At 63.2% G+C, this 22334-nt stretch carries 21 protein-coding genes; 7 read left to right on the top strand and 14 right to left on the bottom strand.

Translation table 11 applies throughout. From position 1 onward, the window contains the following. Positions 1-225: 225 nt before the first annotated feature. Positions 226-1860 carry an NAD(P)/FAD-dependent oxidoreductase gene (locus NOV72_RS29930; RefSeq protein WP_106858135.1) on the top strand — a complete coding sequence of 545 codons (1635 nt, stop codon included), beginning with the start codon at positions 226-228 and terminating at the stop codon, positions 1858-1860. A gap of 50 nt (positions 1861-1910) precedes the next feature. Here NOV72_RS29930 and NOV72_RS29925 read toward each other — a convergent pair whose 3' ends face one another. The 3 genes from NOV72_RS29925 to NOV72_RS29915 form a co-directional block, all read right to left on the bottom strand. Then, a complete protein-coding gene (locus tag NOV72_RS29925; RefSeq protein ID WP_106858134.1) occupies positions 1911-3452 on the bottom strand; it encodes a UxaA family hydrolase in 1542 nt (513 codons plus the stop codon). 10 nt (positions 3453-3462) lie between these two features. After that, positions 3463-4749 carry an MFS transporter gene (locus NOV72_RS29920; RefSeq protein WP_106858133.1) on the bottom strand — a complete coding sequence of 429 codons (1287 nt, stop codon included), beginning with the start codon at positions 4747-4749 and terminating at the stop codon, positions 3463-3465. A 94-nt stretch (positions 4750-4843) separates the two neighbouring features. After that, positions 4844-5968: a mannitol dehydrogenase family protein gene (locus tag NOV72_RS29915; RefSeq protein WP_106858132.1), complete on the bottom strand. Its 1125-nt coding sequence runs from the start codon at positions 5966-5968 to the stop codon at positions 4844-4846. A gap of 218 nt (positions 5969-6186) precedes the next feature. On the opposite strand from NOV72_RS29915, the gene NOV72_RS29910 reads away from it, so the two are divergent. Beyond that, positions 6187-6885, top strand: a complete 699-nt coding sequence (locus NOV72_RS29910; RefSeq protein WP_106858131.1) for a FadR/GntR family transcriptional regulator — start codon at positions 6187-6189, stop codon at positions 6883-6885. Positions 6886-6933: 48 nt separating this feature from the next. Here the strand turns inward: NOV72_RS29910 and NOV72_RS29905 are convergent, their stop codons facing one another. Next, complete coding sequence (locus NOV72_RS29905) at positions 6934-7254, bottom strand: DNA-binding protein (protein ID WP_106858130.1); 321 nt, start codon at positions 7252-7254, stop codon at positions 6934-6936. Positions 7255-7633: 379 nt separating this feature from the next. Here NOV72_RS29905 and NOV72_RS29900 point away from each other — a divergent pair, with 379 nt between their 5' ends. Further along, a complete protein-coding gene (locus tag NOV72_RS29900) occupies positions 7634-8509 on the top strand; it encodes a class I SAM-dependent methyltransferase (RefSeq protein ID WP_106858129.1) in 876 nt (291 codons plus the stop codon). Here the strand turns inward: NOV72_RS29900 and NOV72_RS29895 are convergent, their stop codons facing one another. Continuing rightward, a complete protein-coding gene (locus NOV72_RS29895; protein ID WP_106858128.1) occupies positions 8510-9067 on the bottom strand; it encodes a DUF1415 domain-containing protein in 558 nt (185 codons plus the stop codon). Continuing rightward, entirely contained in the window at positions 9060-9710 is a 651-nt protein-coding gene (locus tag NOV72_RS29890; RefSeq protein ID WP_106858127.1) for a TetR/AcrR family transcriptional regulator, read from the bottom strand. The genes NOV72_RS29895 and NOV72_RS29890 overlap by 8 nt, the downstream gene beginning before the upstream one ends. Positions 9711-9832: 122 nt before the next feature. Here NOV72_RS29890 and NOV72_RS29885 point away from each other — a divergent pair, with 122 nt between their 5' ends. Together NOV72_RS29885 and NOV72_RS29880 are read left to right on the top strand one after the other, a co-directional pair. Continuing rightward, the gene (locus NOV72_RS29885) at positions 9833-11116 is read left to right on the top strand and encodes an MFS transporter (RefSeq protein WP_106858126.1); all 1284 of its coding nucleotides are present in this window, start codon (positions 9833-9835) and stop codon (positions 11114-11116) included. 68 nt (positions 11117-11184) lie between these two features. Further along, positions 11185-11781, top strand: coding sequence for a nitroreductase family protein (locus NOV72_RS29880; RefSeq protein WP_106858125.1), 597 nt, complete (start codon positions 11185-11187; stop codon positions 11779-11781). Positions 11782-11787: 6 nt separating this feature from the next. Here NOV72_RS29880 and NOV72_RS29875 read toward each other — a convergent pair whose 3' ends face one another. Beyond that, on the bottom strand, positions 11788-13275 hold the full coding sequence (locus NOV72_RS29875; RefSeq protein ID WP_245933212.1) for an MFS transporter: 1488 nt from the start codon (positions 13273-13275) through the stop codon (positions 11788-11790). A gap of 202 nt (positions 13276-13477) precedes the next feature. On the opposite strand from NOV72_RS29875, the gene NOV72_RS29870 reads away from it, so the two are divergent. Further along, positions 13478-14728: an Hsp70 family protein gene (locus NOV72_RS29870; protein WP_106858124.1), complete on the top strand. Its 1251-nt coding sequence runs from the start codon at positions 13478-13480 to the stop codon at positions 14726-14728. A 75-nt stretch (positions 14729-14803) separates the two neighbouring features. Here NOV72_RS29870 and NOV72_RS29865 read toward each other — a convergent pair whose 3' ends face one another. Further along, complete coding sequence (locus NOV72_RS29865; RefSeq protein WP_007000074.1) at positions 14804-15007, bottom strand: cold-shock protein; 204 nt, start codon at positions 15005-15007, stop codon at positions 14804-14806. 389 nt (positions 15008-15396) lie between these two features. On the opposite strand from NOV72_RS29865, the gene NOV72_RS29860 reads away from it, so the two are divergent. Beyond that, the gene (locus tag NOV72_RS29860; RefSeq protein ID WP_106858123.1) at positions 15397-16989 is read left to right on the top strand and encodes an APC family permease; all 1593 of its coding nucleotides are present in this window, start codon (positions 15397-15399) and stop codon (positions 16987-16989) included. 57 nt (positions 16990-17046) lie between these two features. Here the strand turns inward: NOV72_RS29860 and NOV72_RS29855 are convergent, their stop codons facing one another. From NOV72_RS29855 to hemA, 6 genes are all read right to left on the bottom strand, one after another. After that, positions 17047-17832, bottom strand: a complete 786-nt coding sequence (locus NOV72_RS29855) for a DODA-type extradiol aromatic ring-opening family dioxygenase (RefSeq protein ID WP_106858122.1) — start codon at positions 17830-17832, stop codon at positions 17047-17049. 95 nt (positions 17833-17927) lie between these two features. Beyond that, positions 17928-18530 carry a UbiX family flavin prenyltransferase gene (locus tag NOV72_RS29850; protein ID WP_106858121.1) on the bottom strand — a complete coding sequence of 201 codons (603 nt, stop codon included), beginning with the start codon at positions 18528-18530 and terminating at the stop codon, positions 17928-17930. A 10-nt stretch (positions 18531-18540) separates the two neighbouring features. After that, positions 18541-18852, bottom strand: coding sequence for a Grx4 family monothiol glutaredoxin (grxD, locus tag NOV72_RS29845; protein WP_035509911.1), 312 nt, complete (start codon positions 18850-18852; stop codon positions 18541-18543). Between the two features lie 84 nt (positions 18853-18936). After that, positions 18937-19761 (bottom strand): peptide chain release factor N(5)-glutamine methyltransferase, encoded by an 825-nt coding sequence (gene prmC, locus NOV72_RS29840; RefSeq protein WP_106858120.1) that lies wholly within the window; start codon positions 19759-19761, stop codon positions 18937-18939. Beyond that, the gene (gene prfA / locus NOV72_RS29835; protein ID WP_106858119.1) at positions 19758-20840 is read right to left on the bottom strand and encodes a peptide chain release factor 1; all 1083 of its coding nucleotides are present in this window, start codon (positions 20838-20840) and stop codon (positions 19758-19760) included. Before prfA ends, prmC begins: the two co-directional genes overlap by 4 nt. A gap of 96 nt (positions 20841-20936) precedes the next feature. Then, a complete protein-coding gene (gene hemA, locus NOV72_RS29830) occupies positions 20937-22232 on the bottom strand; it encodes a glutamyl-tRNA reductase (RefSeq protein ID WP_106858118.1) in 1296 nt (431 codons plus the stop codon). Between the last annotated feature and the right edge of the window lie 102 nt (positions 22233-22334).

Raw genomic sequence — 22334 nt, 5'->3', positions numbered from 1 at the left:
CGAACAGGACCGTGAAACGACTCCACGCCGATGATAGTGCGGATTCCCGTGTGAAAGTAGGTAATCGTCAGGCTCCTTATGCTGCAAACAAAAACCCCACCCCATAAAGGTGGGGTTTTTGCGTTGGAAACGCGCGATAACGAAGCGACTAAAGTCGCGTCTCCCAAGCGCTAGAATGCCCTCTACGTTTCCTCGAAAAGCACGGCCAGCGCCGTCGATGTCCCCATGCTACGTCTAAGCGAAATCAAGCTTCCGCTCGATCATCCCGAATCGGCTATTGAATCCGCTGTCCTCGCACGTCTCGCGGAGATTGGCGTAGCGGCAAACGAACTCGTCAGCTTCCACGTATTTCGCCGTGCGCACGATGCCCGCAAGCGGAGCGATATCAAGCTCACCTACATCATCGATGTCGAACTGCAAGATGAAGCATCGGTATTGACGCGCCTCGACGCACGTCCGCACCCGCAATGCAGCGTGACGCCCGATATGGCGTACCGTTTCGTGGCGAAGGCGCCTGCGCGCTCGACGTTACTGCGCCCCGTCGTCATCGGCATGGGGCCTTGCGGGCTTTTTGCAGGCTTGATCCTCGCGCAGATGGGCTTCCGCCCGATCATCCTCGAGCGCGGTAAGGCCGTCCGTGAGCGAACGAAAGACACGTGGGGTCTCTGGCGACGCAACGAGCTCAATCCGGAGTCGAATGTGCAATTCGGAGAAGGCGGCGCCGGCACGTTCTCAGACGGCAAGCTCTACAGTCAGATCAAGGATCCGAAGCACTACGGCCGCAAAGTGCTCGACGAATTCGTCAAAGCCGGCGCGCCGGAGGACATTCTGTTCCTGAGCCGCCCGCACATCGGCACGTTCCGGCTCGTGAGCATGGTCGAGAAGATGCGCGCGCAAATCCATCAGCTCGGCGGTGAAGTGCGATTCCAGCAACGGGTCGAGGATATCGACATCGATAACGGCAAGGTGCGCGCGCTCAAACTATCGACCGGCGAAACGCTGCGCTGCGATCACGTTGTGCTGGCCGTTGGCCACAGCGCGCGCGACACCTTCGAGATGCTGCACGAACGCGGCGTGTACATGGAAGCCAAGCCGTTCTCGCTGGGCTTTCGCATCGAACATCCGCAAGGCGTGATCGATCGAAGCCGCTTCGGCAATTTTGCCGGTCACGAAAAGCTCGGCGCGGCCGATTACAAAGTGGTCCACCATTGCAGCAACGGTCGCGCGGTGTATAGCTTCTGCATGTGCCCGGGCGGCACGGTTGTCGCGGCAACATCGGAGCCGGGGCGCGTCGTGACGAACGGCATGAGCCAGTATTCGCGCGCCGAGCGCAATGCGAACGCGGGCATCGTCGTGGGCATCACGCCGGACGACTTTCCGGGCGGCCCGCTCGCTGGCATCGCGTTTCAACGCAAATGGGAAGAGCGCGCGTTCGAGTTGGGCGGCGGGGATTACTCAGCACCAGGACAGCTCGTCGGCGATTTCATCGCGGGGCGCGCGTCGACTTCGCTTGGTTCTGTGGCGCCATCGTACAAACCGGGCGTCAAGCCGACCGACTTGAGCACCGTGCTGCCTGATTACGTGATCGAAGCGATCCGCGAAGCCTTGCCCGAACTCGACAAGAAGATCAAAGGATTCGCGATGCACGACGCCGTATTGACCGGCGTCGAGACGCGGACGTCTTCGCCGATCCGCGTGCGTCGCGGGGACGACTATCAGAGCGTCAATACCGAGGGCCTGTATCCGGCCGGTGAAGGTGCGGGCTACGCCGGCGGCATTTACTCGGCGGCGATCGATGGCATCGAAGTCGCGGAAGCCGTCGCGCTGAAGATGATGGCCGAGCACGCGGCAACGGTCTGAAGCAAAAAGGGCGCATCGGCCGGTCCGCTGCGCCCTTCGCAAAGCTCAGGTCAGGTCACCACACCGACCTGCCAGGGCACAAACTCGCTCTGCCCGTATCCATGCAGCTCGCTCTTCGAGGCCACGCCTGACGCGCAGTCGAGCATCATCTGAAAGATCTGCTCGCCGAGCTGTTCGATCGTCGCCGATCCGTCGATCACGCCGCCACAGTTGATATCCATGTCCTCTTCCTGCCGCTCCCACAAGGCGGTGTTCGTCGCGAGCTTGAGCGAAGGCGAGGGCGCGCAGCCATAAGCGGAACCGCGGCCCGTCGTGAAGCAGATCAGATTCGCGCCCGACGCAACCTGTCCCGTCGCGGACATCGGATCGTAGCCGGGCGAATCCATGAACACGAAGCCCTTCGCATCGATCCGCTGGGCGTACTCGTACACTTCGACGAGGTTCGTCGTCCCCCCTTTCGCAACCGCGCCGAGCGACTTTTCGAGGATCGTCGTGAGACCGCCGACCTTGTTGCCGGCCGACGGATTGTTGTCCATCGCCGCGCCGTTGCGCGCGCAGTATTCTTCCCACCACTTGATGCGCGTGAGCAGCTTTTCGCCGACTTCGCGGCTTACCGCGCGGCGCGTCAGCAGATGTTCCGCGCCGTAGACTTCGGGCGTCTCGGAAAGAATCGCGGTGCCGCCGTGCGCGACGAGCTTGTCGACGGCCGCGCCCAGCGCCGGATTTGCCGAAATGCCCGAATAGCCATCCGATCCGCCGCACTGCAATCCGACGACAAGATGCGACGCCGGCACCGGCTCACGCCGCACGCGATTCGCATCGGCGAGCATTTCCTCGATCATCGCGATGCCGCGCTCGATCGTCTTTCGCGTGCCGCCGCTGTCCTGAATCGTGAAGCTGCGCAGCTTTTCGCCGTCTTTCAGACCGCTCGATTCGAGCACGCCCGAAATCTGGTTCGTCTCGCATCCGAGCCCGACGAACAGCACGGAATGAAAGTTCGGATGCACCGCGTAGCCGGACAGTGTGCGGCGCAGAATGCCGAGGCCTTCGCCCTGCATGTCGATGCCGCAGCCGAGTCCATGCGTGAGCGCGATCACGCCATCCACGTTCGGGTAAGCCGCGAGCGCTTGCGGATGCACGTCGCGCCGGAAGTGATCGGCGATGGCGCGCGCGACCGTCGCCGAGCAGTTCACGCTCGTCAGCACGCCGACGAAATTGCGCGTCGCCACGCGGCCATCCTCGCGGCGGATGCCCATGAACGTCGCGGGCTTGTCGACGAACGGCGTAGCGTGCGAATCGACGCCGAACTCGTGCTCGCGCGCGAAATCGGCCATCGACAGATTGTGCGTGTGCACGTGCTGTCCGCGCGAAATCGCCTCGCGCGCCACGCCGATGATCTGGTTGTAGCGCTTGACCGGCGCGCCCGCGGCGATGTCGCGGGTCGCGATCTTGTGTCCCGGCGGAATCAGCCCCGCGACGACGAGATCCTCCGACGCGATGCGCGCGCCGGAGAGCAACTGGCGCGTCGCGATCACGACGTCGTCGTTCGGATGCAGCCGGATGACCGCATGGTCGGTGGATGTGGTGGACATGATGTTGTTCTCAGACCGTGGAAGGTGCGGGGCCGTCGAGCCGGGCCTGCTCTTCTTCGGCGCGATTGAGCGGCTCGATCTTGCCGACGATTACAAGATAGCTGAACGCGCCGAGGAAGCAGAAGCCGCCCGCGACACACAGCGGAATCACGAACGAGCCTTTGGTGATTGCGAGCATCACGCCGGTGAAGGTCGTGATGACGATGCCCGCCAGGTTCGACGCGAAGTTCTGAATGCCGCCGATCGACGCGACGTGATCCGGCGTCGGCGCGACGTCGCTCGGCAGCGACCAGATGCTCGCGGCCGCGAACGCGAGGCTGGCGTAAGCGATGCCGAAAAACGCGAGCATCAGATAAATGTTGGAAACGAACGCGCACAGCGTGATGACCGACGAAAGCAGCATGCCGCCGACCATGCAGGTCTTGCGCGCGGCGGTGAGGCTCCAGCCGCGCTTGAAGAGCGAGTCCGACACGACGCCGCCGAGCCAGCCGCCCGGGATCGACATCAGCGCGGGAATCGTGCCGAGCGTGCCGAGCGACTTCAGCGAGAAGCCGTGCGCCTGCACGAGATAGCTCGGGAACCAGGTGATGAAGAAGTAGATGACGAAGTTCAGGCAGAAGAAGCCGAGCATCATGCCCCACAGCGTGCGGTACTTGAACAGCGACGCCCACGACACCTTGGTTCGCGGCGCGACCGGCTGCACCGGCGCGGCGTTGGTTTCGCCCGTGAGATCGCCCTTCGACTTGTTACGGTAGATCAGGAACCAGCCGAGAATCCACACGAAGCCGATCACGCCGGTGATGACGAACGACGCTTCCCAGCCGAACGAGCTGATGATGAGCGCGACAACCGGAATCGACAGCGCCGAGCCCACGCGCGAGCCGCTATCGAAAATGCTGGTCGCGAACGCGCGCTGCTCCTTTTTGAACCATTGCGACACGAGCTTCGCGCACGACGGATACGCGCCCGCCTCGCCGATGCCCAGCATCAACCGGCAGCCGAACATGCCCACGACGCTCGTCGCGACGGCGGTGAGCGCCGTGAACACCGACCACCAGCCCACCGCGAGCGGCAACGCGATGCGCGCGCCGACGCGATCCACGAACCAGCCGAACGGCATCTGCATGAGCGCGTAGCTCCAGAAGAAGCCGCTCAGGATGAAGCCCATTTCCGCCGGGCCGATGCCGAGCGCCTTTTCGATCTGCGGCGCGGCGACCGCGAGGTTCGCGCGATCGATGTAATTGATCGCGATTGCCAGAAACGCCAGAAATATCACTACCCAACGCATTTTGCGCATCGTTTGTCTCCTCAATGGGCGGCACTTCATGTGTTCCGGCCCGGCCCGCGATGCCGGCGCGGTGAGCCGTGATTCGAAAGCTGGGTACCGCTCTTCAGGCGGTTTCGAGCGCGCCGCGCAGGCGCTTCTGTTCGATGTCGAGATTCAGTTCGCGCGCGAGATCGATGACGGGCCGAAAGCGTCGGACTTTCTTTTCGCCGTGATTGCGCGCGATGTCCGCGAGCCGATGCACGAGAAACGGGTTCTCGAAGCGCTCACGGACGCTCGCGAGATAATCCGTCGCGACATCGCGCTGGCCGAGCGCCGCGAACACGGGCAGCACTTCGTCGCGCCACGTCGCTTCGAGCGGCTCGCGATACGCGGAATCGCGCATCGCATCGAGCACGGTCATGTCGGGCGAGCCGTCGCGCGTGCGCCAGATATCCGCGAGCATCGTGTGGCCGAGATTCAGCAGCAGGAGCTTGAGACGTTCGTAGTGCGCGAGATCGTCGGTCACGACGATGTCCTCGTGCTCGCACGGCAGCACCATGCCCGCCTGTCGCTCGATCGCCCACAGCGCGTACGGCTCCGCGATCGCGCCGACCGGCTGGATCGGCTCCGACACGATCCGGTCCACGAGCGAATTCACCCACACGCAATCTTTCGCGAGATAGCCGACGAACGACTCGCCGACGTTCCAGCCGCGCGCGACGTCGATGACCAGATCGCGCAGCGTGTCGCCGTTGCGCGAAACCAGTTCGCAGGGCAGAAGCGTCATCGCCGCCGCGCCCGCTCGAAATCGCGCATGCAGCAGCACGGCGAGCTTCGCGGCGAAGCCGCGCGGCGTGCGCCGACCGTCGAGCAGATCGGCGGTGTCTTCGTCGAAAAGCGCGTAACCGGCGTCCGCCGTGTTCGAGACGATCACTTTCACGTCGCGCTTCACGCGCTCGATCAGCAAAGGCCAGTCGTCGTTCGCATGCAGCGCCTCGGTGATCGAATCGCACTCGACGAGCGTATCGACGGTTTCGTCGCCTCGACGGCCGCGAATGCGAACCGGATAGCGCCCGGCCGCTCGCAATGCCTCGACGCGCGCGCGGCTGTCGGCGCTGGACGTGGTCTGAACGACGGTGATCTTGCCGAGCGCTTTCGCCGGATCGCGGCCCGCCGCCTCGGCGACGAAGAAATCGACGTGCGCTTGCAGGAAACGGCTCGTGCCGAATTGAAGAATCGGATTGCTCATCGTCGGGAGCTTGGGAAGTGTCGAGTGGGAACGGTTCCAGATTGCCGTAAAAAAATTGGCCACCTGGCCTTACCGGATTGCATACTAGTGTCTTGAAATGGAATTGGTCAAGCCACTTGTAAGCGGTCTGTGAAGGGCGAAAGCTCACCGCGCGGTGCGTCAACCGTTCCGCTGATTACAATCCACGTTTTCCCCGAGACGAAAGCAGGAGCCAGCACGTGAGCGTGAAACCAGCCGAGACGCGACGCCTGTATCTACAGATCGCCGACAAGCTGCGCGGATTGATCGAGCAGCAGGATTTCGCTCCGAACGGCCGCTTGCCGTCGGAGCGCGAACTGGCGCTGACGCTCGGCGTGTCGCGGCCATCCGTGCGCGAGGCGCTCGTGGCGCTGGAACTCGAAGGGCGCGTCGAGATACGCATGGGGTCGGGCGTGTATATCGTCGCGACGCCCGCGAACAAGCCGCCGACGACCGAAGCGGAACTGGGCGAAAGCCCGATCGAGATCATGACCGCGCGCAGCGTGATCGAGGGCGCGATCGCGGCGAGCGTCGCACCGTTCGCGAAGCCGAAGGAGCTAAAGGCGTTGCGAGCGGTGTACGAGACGATGGCCCGCGAAGTCGAAAACGGGCAAGTGCCGATGGCCGCCGATCGCGCGTTTCACATCGCCATCGCGCAGATGACGGGCAACGACGTGCTCGTGCGGACGGTCGGAAGTTTGTACGACGAGCGGCACAGTCCGCTATCGTCGACGCTGCGTGGGCACTTCGAAGGGGAGGAAACGTGGGCGGCCGCGCTGGGCGAGCATCGCGAAATTCTGGAAGCGCTGGAGTCGCACGACGCAATACAGGCTCAGGCCGCGATGCAGCGGCACATGCGTCATTCCGCGGCGCGTCTGATGACGAAGCGCAAAAGCTGAACCCGGCGCGCGCCCGCAGCGCGCACCGGTGGCGAAAACGTGTCGGCGTCAGCCCGGATAGGCTTCATCGACCTTCAGACCCGCTAGCTTGAAGATCACGCGCAACGTTTGCGGCGCGATCTCCCGGCGTGAGGCGAGCGTCGTCAGGACGAAATCCATCACCTTTGCGTATTTGAGCATCGTCAGGCACGTTTCGATGTCGGTGGAGCCGTCGCGCATCGACTCGGCGATGCGCAGCATCTCCACGGAAATCTCTCGGGCCATCTCGAGTTCGAGCTGCTGCTTTTCACTCCACGCGGGCATCGCGGTCAGTGCCGCGAGCATTTCCTGAAACTGTTTCTCTGCTTTTTTGTCGGGGATCGCATCCATCGCCGTCCTCTCATGTTCATGGCGTCGGCGAGTCGCATTCGCCGCGCTGTGCGTTAGGTGTTACGTAACAAGGCCGGGCGCGGGTGACGACGCTTCGCGTGTCGAGACGCGGCTTTGTTACCAGCTTGTTGCTCCTGCTGCTGCATCGGTACGCGGCCGAAGGCCACGCTGTGTCGTCTCTTCCAATGGCCTCTTTGTCGGACGATGCACAATCTGTTCCATGCAGCCTTGCTGCCACGCTTTGGCCCATCAGCCAGCGACCGAAACACGAGCGTCTTCGCGCTTTTGGGTAAACTTCCTCTTTTGAGACGGCAGAACCAGCGGTTAGCGCACATACGGCGCGAACATCTCCGCATTTTTTATTGATCGAACCTTTACGATGACCAGGAAGTCCTCCGCGTCGGCTCCGGGCACACCCGACCCCTCCACCAAACACGAGATTCGTCCCGGACAGTCGGTCGAATTGCTGAAGGAACTCCATATCCTCACGCGCGACGGCAAGATGAACCAGGACAGCCGCCGCAAACTGAAGCAGGTCTATCACCTCTATCAGTTCATCGAACCGCTTCTCGCCGACGTGCATGCGCGTCAGGGGGCCGTATCACTCGTCGACCACGGTGCCGGAAAATCCTATCTCGGGTTCATTCTCTACGATCTCTTCTTCAAGACTCTGCGCGATCGGTCACACATTTTTGGAATCGAGACGCGTGAAGAGCTGGTAAAAAAATCCGAGGATTTGGCGCAGCGCCTCGGGTTTACAGGGATGTCGTTTCTGAACCTGTCGGTGGCCGAATCAATTGATTCGGATCGTCTGCCTGATTCCATCGACATCGTCACCGCGCTGCACGCGTGCAACACCGCCACCGACGACGCCATCCAGTTCGCTCTGCAGAAGAATGCGAAGTACATCGTCGTCGTGCCGTGCTGTCAGGCCGAGGTGGCTTCAGTGCTCCGAAAGAACAAGGGGCATTCACTTTCGAAGAACGTGCTGACGGAAATGTGGCGGCATCCTCTGCATACGCGCGAATTCGGCAGCCAGATCACTAACGTGCTGCGTTGCCTGCAACTCGAATCGCACGGATATCAGGTGAGCGTGACGGAACTCGTCGGCTGGGAACACTCGATGAAGAACGAACTCATCGTGGCGCAATTCAAGGACCTGCCGCGCGGCCGGCCTGCGCAAAGGCTCTCGGACGTGCTCGAAACGTTGGGACTCGACGAATTGCGCGAGCGATTCTTCACGCCCGCGCACTGATCAAAGTTTGTCTTTCATCCACGCGTCGAAGCCGTCGTGGCCGAGACGGCGCAGCGTTTCCATATTGCGTTCGTAAATGTCCGATGCATCGGGAAACGCGGCGACGGCGCGGTCGATGCTCGCTTCGCGAATCAGATGGAACGTCGGATACGGCGCGCGATTCGTGTAGTTCTCGATATCGTCGGGCGCGGTGCCTTCGAACCGGTACTGCGGATGAAAACTCGCGATCTGCAATTCGCCCGCAAGCCGCAACTGGACGAGCAGATTCTCGGCGAAATAGAGCGCGTCGTTGTAATCGGCGAAATCCGCGAACGCATGCGGCGTGATGAAGAGCGTCGTGTCGATGACCTCGGCGTCCGTATCGTGCAAGAGACGAAGTTCATCCGTCAGTTCTACGACGAGATCGTCCACGCCGCGCGCCTCGCTCACCACGTAGCGAATCTGGTTCTTGACATGCACGCTCTTCGCGAACGGGCACAGATTGAGTCCGATCACCGCGCGGGTGAGCCAGTGTCGAGTCGCCGCGATCACGTCGTCGCGGGTGCTGCCGTCAGTCATGAGAATCCTGTTTGCGATGCGCGGGACACGCCGCGGCGATCAACGTGCGCGCGATGCGCGGCGCCGCGCGCATCGGGCCCGAGCCGGGTCCGTAGGTCTGGCTCGTCGCGTAGATGCCATCGACGAGCAACGCGAGCGATTCCGCCAGTTCGACGGGATTATCCGCTCCGGCGGCCGTGCCAATCTCGACGAGACGCGTCATCAGGTAATTTTTGTTGCGCTCGACCGATTGTCGCGCGGAATGCGCCGGATCGCCGAATTCGCACGCGACGTTCAGGAACGGGCAGCCGCGATAATCCGGCGAGGACGCGCGTTTCACCAGATCTTCCAGCGCCTGAATCATCTGCATGGCCGGTTCGTCCGGATGTTTCGCGACGCTCGTCTCGAAACGCCGCCGAAAGCCTTCGTCCATGCGTTCCAGATACGCGACGACAAGCTCGTCCTTCGACGCGAAACGCCGGTACAGGCTCATCTTGTTGACGCCCGCGCGTTCGACGACTGCATCGACCCCGATCGCGCGGATGCCGTCGCGATAGAACAACTCCTGCGCCGCGTCGAGCAATTGCTCCTGCGCGGTCGCGCCGTCGGTGCGGACACTGCGGCGGGCATGGGTTTTCGGCTGGCCGGCGGTGGATCGTGTCACAGTCGTTTCCTCGAAGAATTCTGCTGCATGCTTGACATGTTACCGATCGGTAACTAAGCTCGCAACTCTGATGTGACAGAGCGGTAACTTCGCAGCGCGAAAATCAACGAAACGGAGTGGCGATGAACTGGGTAGCGAGACGGCTGAACGGCCGGATACATTACGGCTGGGTCGCGGTGGGCGTCGTGTTCTTCGTGCTGCTCGCGGCGGCCGGCACGCGCGCGACGCCGAGCGTCATGATGTTGCCGCTCGAAAAGCAGTTCGGCTGGTCGCGCGGCACGATTTCGCTCGCGATTTCGATCAACCTCGCGCTGTACGGCCTCGCCGGCCCGTTCGCGGCGGCGGCGATGCAGCGTTTCGGCGTGCGCCCGACGGTGCTCGCCGCGGTCGCGACACTGGCGGCGGGCGTCGGCATTTCGTCGATGATGACCGAGCCGTGGCAAATGGTGCTCGTCTGGGGCGTGATGGTCGGCAGCGCGACGGGCGTCGCGGCGCTCACGCTGTCGGCGACGATCGTGAATCGCTGGTTCACCACGCATCGCGGTCTCGCGATGGGCATTCTCACCGCAAGCTCCGCGACCGGCCAGCTCGTTTTCCTGCCGTTCCTCGCGTCGATTTCCGAGCGCTTCGGCTGGCGGCCGGTCGTGTTCGTCGTCGCGGCGGCGGCGGCGATCGTGCTGCCGCTTGTCGCGTGGCTGCTGCCCGAGCGTCCGGCGGATCTGTCGCTGCGGCCCATCGGAGAAACGGCGAATCTGCCGCCCGGCGCGATTCCGCCGCCGCGAAATCCGATCAAGGTCGCGTTCGGCACGCTGGCATCGGCGAGCAAGACGCGCGATTTCTGGCTGCTTTTCTTCAGCTTCTTCGTCTGCGGCGCGAGCACGAACGGTTACGTCGGCACGCATCTGATCGCAATGTGTTCCGACTACGGCATGACGCAAGTGCAGGGCGCGACGCTGCTCGCCGCAATGGGCATCTTCGATCTATTCGGCACGACGCTCTCCGGCTGGCTTTCCGACCGCTTCAACGCGCGCGTGCTGCTGTTCTGGTACTACGGTCTGCGCGGACTGTCGCTGATCTATTTGCCGTACGCGTTCGGCATCGATTTCTTCGGCCTGCCGCTCTTCGCCGTGTTCTACGGTCTCGACTGGATCGCCACCGTGCCGCCGACCGTCCGCCTCGCCACCGACGTCTACGGCAAGGAATCGGCGCCGATCGTGTTCGGCTGGGTCGTCGCGGGCCATCAGCTCGGCGCGGCGTTCGCGGCGCTCGGCGGCGGCATGCTGCGTTCGAGCCTCGGCAGCTACACCGTCGCGACGATGATCTCCGGCGGCCTGTGCCTCGTCGCGGCCGTGACGGTGCTGCGCATCAATCGCGCGGGCCGGTCGGTGAGCGTCGCCGCGACCTGACGATCTGCACGCGGGCGCGAGCTTGTTTATCCTTGTCGTTCGTTTATCCATCGACAAGGAAACACGCCATGTCAGTCAAGCCCGCTCCGACCGATGTCGACATCCACGAACTGATCGCCGGCCGCTGGAGCCCGCGCGCGTTTTCGGATGCGCCCATCGAGCGCGCGCAGTTGCATCGTCTGCTGGAAGCGGCGCGCTGGGCGCCGTCGTCGAACAATCTGCAGCCGTGGCGCTTTATCGTGTTCGACCGTCATCGCGACGAAGCCGCGTTCAAGCGCGCATTCGACACGCTCATGCCCGGCAATCAGAAGTGGAACGTGAACGTGCCGGTCCTCGTCTGCGTGACGGCATCGACGCTCACGCCGAAGGGCGACCCGAACCGCACCGCGACCTACGACACCGGCGCCGCCGCGATGGCGCTCGTGCTCCAGGCGCACGCGCTCGGGCTGGCGACGCATCAGATGGGCGGTTTCGATCGTGACGCGTTCCGTCAGGCGCTTTCGGTTCCGGCGGATGTCGAGATCGTCGCGATGATCGCGATCGGCCATCATGGCGACGCGAGCCAGCTCGACGAAGCGCTGCGCGAACGCGAAGCCGCGCCGCGCGCGCGCAAGACGCTGGCGGAAACGGCCTTCGACGGCGCGTGGGACAAGGCGTTCAAGTAATCGCGCTCAATGCTCGTCCGCCGCCGACAGCGGACGAGCGACATCTTCGAGCGATTTCCGCTCCGCCGCGACGCCCCAGATGCCCGCGACGACCGCCGCCGCGATCATCAGCAGCGAGCCGATCAGATAGCCGACGAACACGGCGCCGCGCTCGCGGGTATCGATCAACTGGCCGAAAAGCGTCGGCCCGATAATCCCGCCGAGCGCCGTTCCGAATGCGTAGAACACCGCGATGGCGAGCGCGCGAATCTCGAGCGGAAACGTCTCGCTCACCGTCAGATACGCCGAGCTGGCCGCCGCCGACGCGAAGAAGAAAATCACCATCCACGCGATGGTCTGCGTCGTCACGGTCAGCATGCCGTGCATGAACATCCAGCCGCTCACGGTGAGCAGCACGCCCGAAATCGCGTATGTGAACGCGATCATCTTGCGCCGGCCGAGCACGTCGAAGAGCTTGCCGAGCAGAAGCGGACCGAGGAAATTGCCCGCCGCGAAGGGCAATACGTACCAGCCGATGTGATCGCCCGGCACGTGATAGAAGTCGGTGAGCACGAGCGCGTAAGTGAAGAAGATCGCGTTGTAGAAGAACGCCTGCGCCGTCATCAACATGAGCCCGACCAGCGAGCGGCTCCGATGCGCGTTGAAAAGCGTATGCACGACTTCGCGCAACTGCGTCTCTTCGCGTGCATGCAGGCGCAGCGGCTTGAGGGGTGTATCGGGAATCGCGACGCCGTGCTGCCGGAAATGCGCCTCGATTTCCTCGACGATCTCCTTCGCTTCGTCCGCGCGATTGTGCGTGATGAGCCAGCGCGGGCTTTCCGGCACCCACATCCGCATGAACAGGATCGTGAGCCCGAGCGCCGCGCCGATCAGAAAGCACGCGCGCCATCCCCAGTCGGGCGGAAGCAGGCCGGGATCGAGCAGGACGATCGAACCCGCCGCGCCGATGCCCGCGCCGACCCAGAACGTGCCGTTGATCGCGAGATCGGTCCAGCCGCGCAGACGGGCGGGCGTGAATTCCTGAATCGTCGAATTGATGGCGGTGTACTCGCCGCCGATTCCCGCGCCCGTCAGGAAGCGGAACAGCACGAAGGTCGCGAGATTCCACGAAAACGCGGTTGCGGCGGTGGCGGCCACATAGAGAAAGAGCGTGATGAAGAACAGCTTGCGCCGGCCGAGCCGGTCCGTGAGCCAGCCGAATCCCAGCGCACCGAGCACCGCGCCCGCGATATACGCGCTGCCCGCGATGCCCACATCGGCATTCGAAAACTGTAGCGCCGGGCTCGTCTTGAGCGCGCTCGCGACCGCGCCGGCGAGCGTCACTTCGAGTCCGTCGAGCAGCCAGGTGATGCCGAGCGCGAGCACGATCAGCGTGTGAAAGCGGCCCCACGGCAGACGATCGAGGCGCGCAGGCAAATCGGTTTCGATGATCTCCGGACGATCGCTGGCTTTATCGCTCAAACGGTTCTCCTGCGGCGCGGCGGTTTCGTTCATGCGTGGCGGCGTGCGTTCCTTGAGAGTTCGCACGCAAGAAGCAAACAAATTGCCGCCAAGTGCGCAAGTTACATTCCACTTTTGATCGACTAAACTCAGTGGTTTAAAAATACCCGAAACGCGGTTGATGCGTCCGGCGGAACGTGTTAAAAACGCCGTCCATGTTTGAATGCGACGTCCTCACCCGGCGCCGCCGATGCCCATGACTTATTGCGCGATCGATTTCGGGACGTCGAATTCGGCCATCGCCTTGCCGAACGGTTTGTCGATCCGGCTGGCGCCCGTGGAAGGCGACGCGACCACGCTCCCTACCGCGGTCTTCTTCAATACCGACGAGAATAGCCAGTCCTACGGCCGCGCGGCGTTGGAAGCGTATATCGACGGCTTCGACGGCCGCCTGATGCGCTCGATGAAGAGCATCCTCGGCTCGCCGCTCGCGGACAACAGCACCGATCTCGGCGATGGCTCCGCGATCAAATACACCGACGTCATCACGCTCTTTCTGCAGCACCTGAAGCAGAAGGCGCAGGTGCTCGCCGCCGAACCGCTGACGCGCGCGGTGCTCGGCCGCCCGGTCTTTTTCGTCGACGACGATCCGCGCGCCGACCACCTCGCGCAAAAGCAGCTCGAAGCCTGCGCGCATTCGGTCGGCCTGCGCGAAATCCACTTCCAGTACGAACCGATCGCCGCGGCGTTCGACTACGAAGCGGGCCTGACGAAAGAAGGGCTCGTGCTGGTCGCGGATATCGGCGGCGGCACGTCGGACTTTTCACTCGTGCGCGTCGGCCCGGAGCGCGCGCGCCGTCTGGAGCGCAAGGACGACGTGCTCGCGCATCATGGCGTGCACGTCGCCGGAACGGATTTCGATCGCCGCGTGGAACTCGCGACCGTGCTGCGCGAGCTCGGCTACCAGTCGCTCGATTCCAAGGGGCGCGAGTTGCCGAGCCCCGTGTACTTCGACCTCGCGACGTGGCATCTGATCAACACGGTCTACACGCCGAAACGCGTGAGCGAATTGCAGTTGATGCGCCATCTCTTCACCGACGTGCGCCATCACGACCGCTTGATGCGCGTGGTGTATCGCCGGCTCGGTCACGCGCTGACGGCGCACGCCGAGGAAGCGAAGATCGACGTCGCGGCGGGCGGCACGACCGAAATCGATATGGAAGAGGTGGAAGAAGCGCTGCGCGTCGCGTTCGACGAATCGCAACTGATCGCATCCGGCGCCGACGAAACGCGGCGCATCGTCGAGGCAGCGCACGAAACGCTCAAACGGGCCGGCGTGGCGCCCGCCGACGTGGGCGCCGTCTATTTCACGGGCGGCACGACGGGGCTGCGATTTTTGTCGGAAGCGCTGTCGGCGGCGTTTCCCGCCGCACAGCCGGTGTTCGGCGACCGCCTTGCCAGCGTGGCGAAGGGGCTCGGCATCTATGCGCAGCGCATCTTCGCCTGACATCACGCGCGAACCGGCGCCGCAAAAAAGAAAACCCCGCCGAGGCGGGGTTTTTCATACGAATTCCAGCGGTACTTAGACCGGCTTGATGTTCGCTGCTTGCTTGCCCTTCGGGCCAGTCTTCACTTCGTAGGAAACCTTTTGGTTTTCCTGAAGCGTCTTGAAGCCTTCGATGCGGATTTCCGAGAAGTGCGCGAACAGATCTTCGCCGCCGCCATCCGGAGTGATGAAGCCAAAGCCCTTTGCGTCATTGAACCACTTGACGGTACCGGTTTCCATGTTACGTATTCCAAAAAATTGATGAATAAGGCCGAAGCCCGAGGGTGCGGAAAATCAAGGAAGGGGCAATGGGACCAACCGGAGTACCGTGATGGCGAACTCGAAAGAACCAATTCACTCGCCACTTGAAATCCTGCAAGAAGGTTTATACGGCGAAACGATTTCGCGGTCAATTAATATCCGACAACGCTGAAGGGACTTTTCTGAGACAAGTCAGAAAAAATTACAGAAAGCGTAATTTCGGGCCGGATCGTCCTTCATAAACGCCAGTTCGGGCAATTTCTTTCCAGTGGGCACTGCAAACGAAAGGTGCAACCGTTAAACTACGCGCCTTCGCAAGGGTTGCACCGTGATCGCAGGATCGTGCAGCGCGAGACACTGGAGATAACGTGAAGAGTTCGATACAAAGAAATATCGGCCCGATGGCGCTTTTGCTGACCGGCCTCGGTTCCATCATCGGTTCGGGCTGGCTGTTCGGCGCCTGGAAAGCCGCGAAGATCGCGGGACCGGCGGCGATCGCCGCATGGGTGATCGGCGCGGTCGTGATTCTGGCGATCGCACTGACCTACGCCGAACTCGGCGCGATGTTCCCCGAGTCGGGCGGCATGGTGCGCTACGCGCGCTACTCGCACGGCGCGCTCGTCGGCTTTATCAGCGCGTGGGCGAACTGGATCGCGATCGTGTCGGTGATTCCGATCGAAGCGGAAGCGTCGATTCAGTACATGAGCACGTGGCCGTACGACTGGGCGCACGCGCTCTTCGTCAACGAGTCGCTCACGCCGATGGGCCTCGCGCTCTCGGCGCTGCTCGTGATCGTCTACTTCATGCTGAACTACTGGGGTGTGAAAGTGTTCGCCCGCGCGAACACCGCGATCACGATCTTCAAGTTCCTGATTCCCGGCGCCACCATCGCGGGCCTCATGTTCACCGGCTTCCATGCGGAGAATTTCGGCACCACGTCGAGCTTCGCGCCGTATGGCTGGCCCGCCGTGCTGACGGCGGTCGCGACGAGCGGCATCGTCTTCAGCTTCAACGGCTTCCAGAGCCCGGTGAATCTCGCGGGCGAGGCGCGCAATCCGGCGCGCAGCGTGCCGTTCGCCGTGATCGGCTCGATCTTGCTCGCGCTCGTGATCTACGTGCTGCTGCAGGTCGCGTATATCGGCGCGGTGAATCCGGCCGATGTGATGAAGGGCTGGTCGCACTTCAACTTCGCGTCGCCGTTCGCGGAACTGGCGCTCGCGCTGAATCTGAACTGGCTCGCGTTCCTGCTTTACGTCGACGCATTCGTCAGCCCGAGCGGCACCGGCACGACCTACATGGCGACGACCACGCGCATGATCTACGCGATGCAGCGCAATAACACGATGCCGAAGATGTTCGGCATCGTGCATCCGTTCTACGGCGTGCCGCGCCCGGCGATGTGGTTCAACCTGATCGTCGCATTCATCTTCCTGTTCTTCTTCCGCGGCTGGAGTTCGCTCGCGGCGGTGATTTCGGTGGCGACGGTCATCTCGTATCTCACCGGCCCGGTCAGCCTGATGGCGCTGCGCCGCTCGGCGACCGATCTCGATCGCCCGCTCAAGCTGCCGATGATGGGCCTGATCGCGCCGTTCGCGTTCGTGTGCGCGTCGCTCGTGCTGTTCTGGGCAAAGTGGCCGCTTACCGGCGAAATCATTCTGCTGATGGTCGTCGCGCTTCCCGTCTATTTCTACTTTCAGAGCAAGACGGGCTTCGCGGGTTGGGGTAGTGATCTGAAGGCGGCGTGGTGGCTCGTGGCCTATTTGCCGTCGATGGCGGTGATGTCGCTGATCGGCAGCAAGGATTTCGGCGGCAGCGGGATTCTGCCGTACGGCTGGGACATGGCGGCGGTCGCCGTGCTCGCGCTGATTTTCTACTACTGGGGCGTGCACACGGGATATCGCACGAAGTATCTCGACGAACGCGAAAGCCGCGACGACATTCTTCACGAAGTCGGCGCCTGAGGGTTTCGGATCGACAAACGAAAGCCCGCCTGAGCGATCAGGCGGGCTTTTTTTCGCTTAATCGTCGGTGAACACGTAGTTGGTCATCGCGAGCGCGCGCTGGAACGTGCCGAGCGATTGAGTGCCGAGCCGATAATCATCCGCCGCCGCGCCGAGCGCGCTGAACACAGGCAGCAGATGTTCGTCGGTCGGATGCATCAGCGCCGCGTGCGGCGCGCGGGCGCGATAGTCGAGCAGGGCGTCGATATCGCGCTCGGCCATGCGCTGCTCGAACCAGTCGGTGAACTCGGCCACGCGCGGATCGGCGTCTTCCGGGCGCGCGCTGAAATCGGCCATGCGCAGATTGTGCGTGATCTGCCCCGAACCGACGATCATCACTCCGTCATCGCGCAGATCGCGCAGCGCCCGGCCGATGTGGAAATGATGCGCGGCATCGCGATGCGGCTGAATCGAAAGCTGCGCAACCGGAACGTCGGCGTCTGGAAACATCAAAAGCATCGGCACCCACGCGCCGTGATCGAGGCCGCGATCGGCCGTCGTTGCGGGAATGCCTTGCTCGCCGAGCAGCGCGGCAGCGTGTTTCGCCAGTTCGGGCGCGCCCGGCGCCGGATAGCGCAGCTCGTAGAGCGCGCGCGGGAAGCCGTAAAAATCGTGGATCGTCTCCGGGCGCTCGGCGACGCTCGCCGCCGGCTGCGCCGTGCCCCAATGCGCGGACAACATCAGAATCGCGCGCGGGCGCGGCAGCGTTTGTCCGAGCGAGGCGAACTCGGCGGACGGCATCGACGGATCGATCGGCAACGTCGGCGCGCCGTGGGAAATGAAAACGGTGGGCAGTCGGCTCATGGCAGCACATTCCTTTGGGATCTGCCATTGAATGTAAGGCCGCGAGCCGTGTTGATAAAGCGCACGCACGGCAACGAATTGTGTCGCCGGCGTTGTTAATCCAATGCTTCGCCGCGCAAGCCTTGCCAGGCAGGCGCCACGGGCTGCCCGAAGCCGAACAGGTCGATGACGCGCGCGACCGTGTGATCGACCATGTCGTCGATGGTCGCGGGCTTCTGATAGAAGGCGGGCAAGGGCGGGAAGATCACGCCGCCCATTTCGGTGACGGCCGTCATGTTGCGCAGATGCGCGAGATTGAACGGCGTTTCGCGCACGAGCAGCACGAGGCGGCGGCGCTCTTTCAGCACGACGTCGGCGGCGCGGGTGATGAGATTGTCGGAGAGACCGTGTGCGACGCTCGCGAGCGTGCGCATCGAACAGGGCGCGACGACCATGCCGTCGGTCGCGAAGGAACCCGAAGCGATGGTCGCCCCGACATCGCGCACGCTATGGACGACGTCGGCGAGCGCGTGGACCGTGGTTTTGTCGAGTTCGAGTTCGTGCAGGATATTGAGCCAGCCGGCGCTGGAAACGAGCAAATGCGTCTCGACGCCGCCGAGCCGGCGCAACGTTTCTAGCAGACGTACGCCGTAGATGGCGCCCGTTGCGCCGGTAATCGCGACGATAAGCCGTCGTTTTGCGGCAGCGGGCGCGCTCACGTGCGAAAGCTTAAGCTGCGGCGAAGAGCTGCTGCAGTTCGCCCGATTGATACATTTCCATCATGATGTCCGACCCGCCGATGAACTCGCCCTTCACGTAGAGCTGCGGAATGGTCGGCCAGTTGGAGAATTCCTTGATGCCCTGGCGGATCGCGTCGTCTTCGAGGACGTTCACGGTCATGATCTGGTCGGCGCCACATGCCTTCAGCACCTGGATCGCGCGGCCCGAGAAACCGCACATCGGGAATTGCGCCGTGCCTTTCATGAAAAGGACGACCGGGTTTTGATCGACGATCTGCTTGATGCGTTCTTGCGTATCCATGGCGTTCCTGCGCTTTGAAGTCGGTGGAATGATGGTTGAAATGATAGCGGATTTCGGTTTTCCGGGCTGACGGCGCCCCAGCGCTCAGGCTGTGAAAACGCCGCCGGAGCAGCGTTCGATGCCGGCGAGATCGCGCACGGAGCGGACATCGGTGAAGCCGCGCGCCGCGAGCAGTTCGCGCACGGATTGCGCCTGATCGTAGCCGTGCTCGATCCACAACGCGCCGTTCGCCGTGAGCAGAAACGGCGCCGTCCCGATGATCGCGCGGATCGCGGACAAGCCGTCGGCGTCGTCGGTGAGCGCGCCGCGCGGCTCGAAGCGCAAATCGCCTTGGGCGAGATGCGGATCGTCGCTTGCGATATACGGCGGATTGCTGACGATCGTCTCGAAGCGCAACGATGGATCGATGTTCGCGGTCCAGTCGCTTTCGACGAAGGTCACGGCATTCCTGTCGAGCAGGCGCGCGGCGTTCCCTCGGGCGACCGCGAGCGCTTCGACGGAACGATCCACCGCCCACACGCGCGCATCGTCACGCGCATGAGCGATCGAAATCGCGATTGCGCCGGTGCCGGTGCCAAGATCGAGCACGCGCGGATTCGGCGTGCCGGCGATTGCTTCGAGCGCGAGTTCCACGAGCAATTCGGTTTCCGGCCGCGGGATCAGGACATCCGGCGTCACGTCGAATTCGAGGCCGAAGAATTCGCGCGTGCCGGTCAATTGCGCGATGGGCTCGCCGTTCAGACGTCGCGCCGCGAGCGCTTCGAAACGCGCGACCGTGTCCGGATCGAGCGATTCGCAATCACGCGTGATGAGTTCGGTGCGCCGCCAGCCGAGCACGTGCATCAGCAGAATGCGCGCTTCGAGCTGCGGCAGTCCGGCCGCGCGCAGCAACTCGGCTGCCGTGCTCAATCGGCTTCTCCGAGCGCCGCAAGCTGTTCGGCCTGATGCTCGGAAACGAGCGAGGCGATCATTTCGTCGAGATCGCCGTCCATGATGTATTCGAGCTTGTAGAGCGTCAGATTGATGCGGTGATCCGTCATGCGCCCTTGCGGAAAGTTGTAAGTGCGGATGCGCTCCGAGCGGTCGCCCGAGCCGATCAGGCTCTTGCGCGTCGCCGCTTCCTTCGCGTGCTGCTCGTGATACTGCTTGTCCTTGATGCGCGCGGCGAGCACTTTCAGCGCGCGATCCTTGTTCTTGTGCTGCGAGCGGTCGTCCTGACATTCGACGACGATGCCCGTCGGCAAGTGCGTGACGCGCACGGCCGAATCCGTCTTGTTGATGTGCTGCCCGCCCGCGCCCGACGCGCGGAACGTATCGATGCGCAAATCGGCCGGATTGATGACGACTTCGCTGATTTCGTCGGCTTCCGGCATCACCGCGACCGTGCACGCGGACGTGTGGATGCGCCCTTGCGTTTCCGTCGCCGGGACGCGCTGTACGCGATGCCCGCCCGACTCGAACTTGAGCCGCGAGTACGCGCCTTGTCCCGCGATGCGCACGATCACTTCCTTATAGCCGCCGAGATCCGACACGCTCTCCGACATCGTCTCGACGGTCCAGCGGCTACGTTCCGCGTAGCGAAGATACATGCGCAGCAAATCGCCCGCGAACAGCGCGGATTCGTCGCCGCCCGCGCCCGCGCGGATTTCGATGAAGATGTTGCGATCGTCGTTCGGATCTTTCGGCAAGAGCATCATCTGCAAGTCGCCTTCGATCTTCGACATGCGCTCGCGCGCCTCGCCGATTTCCTCTTCGGCGAAATCGCGCATCGACGGATCGGAGAGCAGTTCCTGCGCGGTGGATTCGTCGGTCAGCGCCTGACGCCAGAGCGCGTATTGATCGACGATCGGGCTGATTTCCGCGTGCTCGCGCGTGAGCTTGCGATATTGATCCATATCGGCTGTCACGTCTTCGCGGCTCAACAGTTCGTTGAGATCGACCTGCCGTTTTGCAAGCTGGTCGAGCTTGCTTTGCATGCTCGTTTTCATCGGGCGGAATCGGCGCGTTCAGCGCCAGGAAATACAGCAATCAGGGAGCGCCGCGCTGGCTGCGCGGAACATTCGAGAATAGCAAAGAGAAGGCCGCTAACGTTCCGATGAATCGGACGACGGGCCGTGACGGTAGAAGCCGCTCATCAGGTCGATGAGCTGGCTGCGCTCCTCGCGGCTTGCGCGATTGAGCGCATGAGTCGGGCCGTGAATGAGCTTGTTCGTGAGCGACTGCGACAACGCTTCGAGCACGGCGGCGGGATCGTCGCCGCGCGCGAGCATCTTGCGCGCGCGCTCGACTTCGGCGCGGCGCAGCGTGTCCGCCTGCGTGTGCATGTGGCGGATGACCGGCACGATGCTGCGCGCATCGAGCCACTGCATGAAATTCGCCACCCGCGTTTCGATGATCGCTTCGGCCTGCGCGACCGCCGCCTGACGCGACGCGTTCCCTTCGCGCACGATCGCGCCCAGGTCGTCGACGGTATAGAGGAACACGTCGTGGAGATTGCCGACTTCGGGCTCGATATCGCGCGGCACGGCGAGATCGACCATGAAAATCGGACGATGGCGGCGCGCACGCACCGCACGCTCGACCGCGCCGAGACCGATGATCGGCAGCGTCGAAGCCGTGCAGGAAACGATGATGTCGAACTCGTGCATGCGCGCGGGCAGTTCGGAGAGCGGAATCGCGCGGCCGTTGAAACGCTCGGCGAGCTTTTCACCGCGCTCCGCCGTCCGGTTCGCGACGACCAGCTCGCGCGGATTCTGCGCGGCGAAGTGCGTCGCGCACAACTCGATCATTTCGCCCGCGCCGATGAACAGCACGCGCTGGCTCGAAATATTCTCGAAGATGCGCTGCGCGAGACGCACGGCGGCGGCGGCCATCGACACCGACTGCGCGCCGATTTCCGTCGTCGTGCGCACTTCCTTCGCGACGGCGAAGGTGCGCTGGAACAACTGATTGAGATACGTGCCGAGCGCGCCGGCTTCGGACGCCGTGCGCACGGCGTCTTTCATTTGTCCGACGATCTGCGTTTCGCCGAGCACCATCGAATCGAGCCCGGACGCGACGCGAAACGCGTGACGCACGGCTTCGGACTGCGGCAGCGCGTAGACGTGCGGCGCGAGTTCGGGAACCGGGAGATTGTGGTACTTCGAGAGCCACTGGATCGCGGCTTCGCGGGCGGCGGCGTCGTCGGTGGCGCAGTAGAGTTCGGTGCGGTTGCAGGTCGAGAGAATGGCCGCTTCCGGCGATACCTTCGCGAGCGGACCGAGCCAGATGTCCTTCAGCGCGCCCAGCGCAGGCTTGAGCTGTTCGAGCGGAAACGCCACGCGTTCGCGCAGGGCGACAGGCGCAGTGTGGTGGTTGATTCCGATCGTGAGGAGCTGCATTGTTTTGGACTGATGCTTTGGGCCTAAGCCAGTGGCCTTTCAGATAGCCCGATATTATAGCGTTTTGCGTATTTCTTCATTTATAGGCGGCATTTGGGGCGC

The organism is Caballeronia novacaledonica (assembly GCF_900258035.1).
GTDB classification, from domain to species: domain Bacteria; phylum Pseudomonadota; class Gammaproteobacteria; order Burkholderiales; family Burkholderiaceae; genus Caballeronia; species Caballeronia novacaledonica.
Note: the sequence above shows the minus strand (reverse complement) of the source record. Positions and strands in the feature narration are given on the sequence as shown.

Coding starts and splice junctions, on each gene's coding strand:
- NOV72_RS29925 (WP_106858134.1), bottom strand. CDS start 3,452: ATGTCCACCACATCCACCGACCATGCGGTCATCCGGCTGCATCCGAAC.
- NOV72_RS29895 (WP_106858128.1), bottom strand. CDS start 9,067: ATGACTGACGGCAGCACCCGCGACGACGTGATCGCGGCGACTCGACAC.
- hemA (WP_106858118.1), bottom strand. CDS start 22,232: ATGCAGCTCCTCACGATCGGAATCAACCACCACACTGCGCCTGTCGCC.
- NOV72_RS29930 (WP_106858135.1), top strand. CDS start 226: ATGCTACGTCTAAGCGAAATCAAGCTTCCGCTCGATCATCCCGAATCG.
- grxD (WP_035509911.1), bottom strand. CDS start 18,852: ATGGATACGCAAGAACGCATCAAGCAGATCGTCGATCAAAACCCGGTC.
- NOV72_RS29865 (WP_007000074.1), bottom strand. CDS start 15,007: ATGGAAACCGGTACCGTCAAGTGGTTCAATGACGCAAAGGGCTTTGGC.
- NOV72_RS29885 (WP_106858126.1), top strand. CDS start 9,833: ATGAACTGGGTAGCGAGACGGCTGAACGGCCGGATACATTACGGCTGG.
- NOV72_RS29905 (WP_106858130.1), bottom strand. CDS start 7,254: ATGGATGCGATCCCCGACAAAAAAGCAGAGAAACAGTTTCAGGAAATG.
- NOV72_RS29855 (WP_106858122.1), bottom strand. CDS start 17,832: ATGAGCCGACTGCCCACCGTTTTCATTTCCCACGGCGCGCCGACGTTG.
- NOV72_RS29915 (WP_106858132.1), bottom strand. CDS start 5,968: ATGAGCAATCCGATTCTTCAATTCGGCACGAGCCGTTTCCTGCAAGCG.
- NOV72_RS29880 (WP_106858125.1), top strand. CDS start 11,185: ATGTCAGTCAAGCCCGCTCCGACCGATGTCGACATCCACGAACTGATC.
- NOV72_RS29900 (WP_106858129.1), top strand. CDS start 7,634: ATGACCAGGAAGTCCTCCGCGTCGGCTCCGGGCACACCCGACCCCTCC.
- prfA (WP_106858119.1), bottom strand. CDS start 20,840: ATGAAAACGAGCATGCAAAGCAAGCTCGACCAGCTTGCAAAACGGCAG.
- NOV72_RS29875 (WP_245933212.1), bottom strand. CDS start 13,275: ATGAACGAAACCGCCGCGCCGCAGGAGAACCGTTTGAGCGATAAAGCC.
- NOV72_RS29870 (WP_106858124.1), top strand. CDS start 13,478: ATGACTTATTGCGCGATCGATTTCGGGACGTCGAATTCGGCCATCGCC.
- NOV72_RS29920 (WP_106858133.1), bottom strand. CDS start 4,749: ATGCGCAAAATGCGTTGGGTAGTGATATTTCTGGCGTTTCTGGCAATC.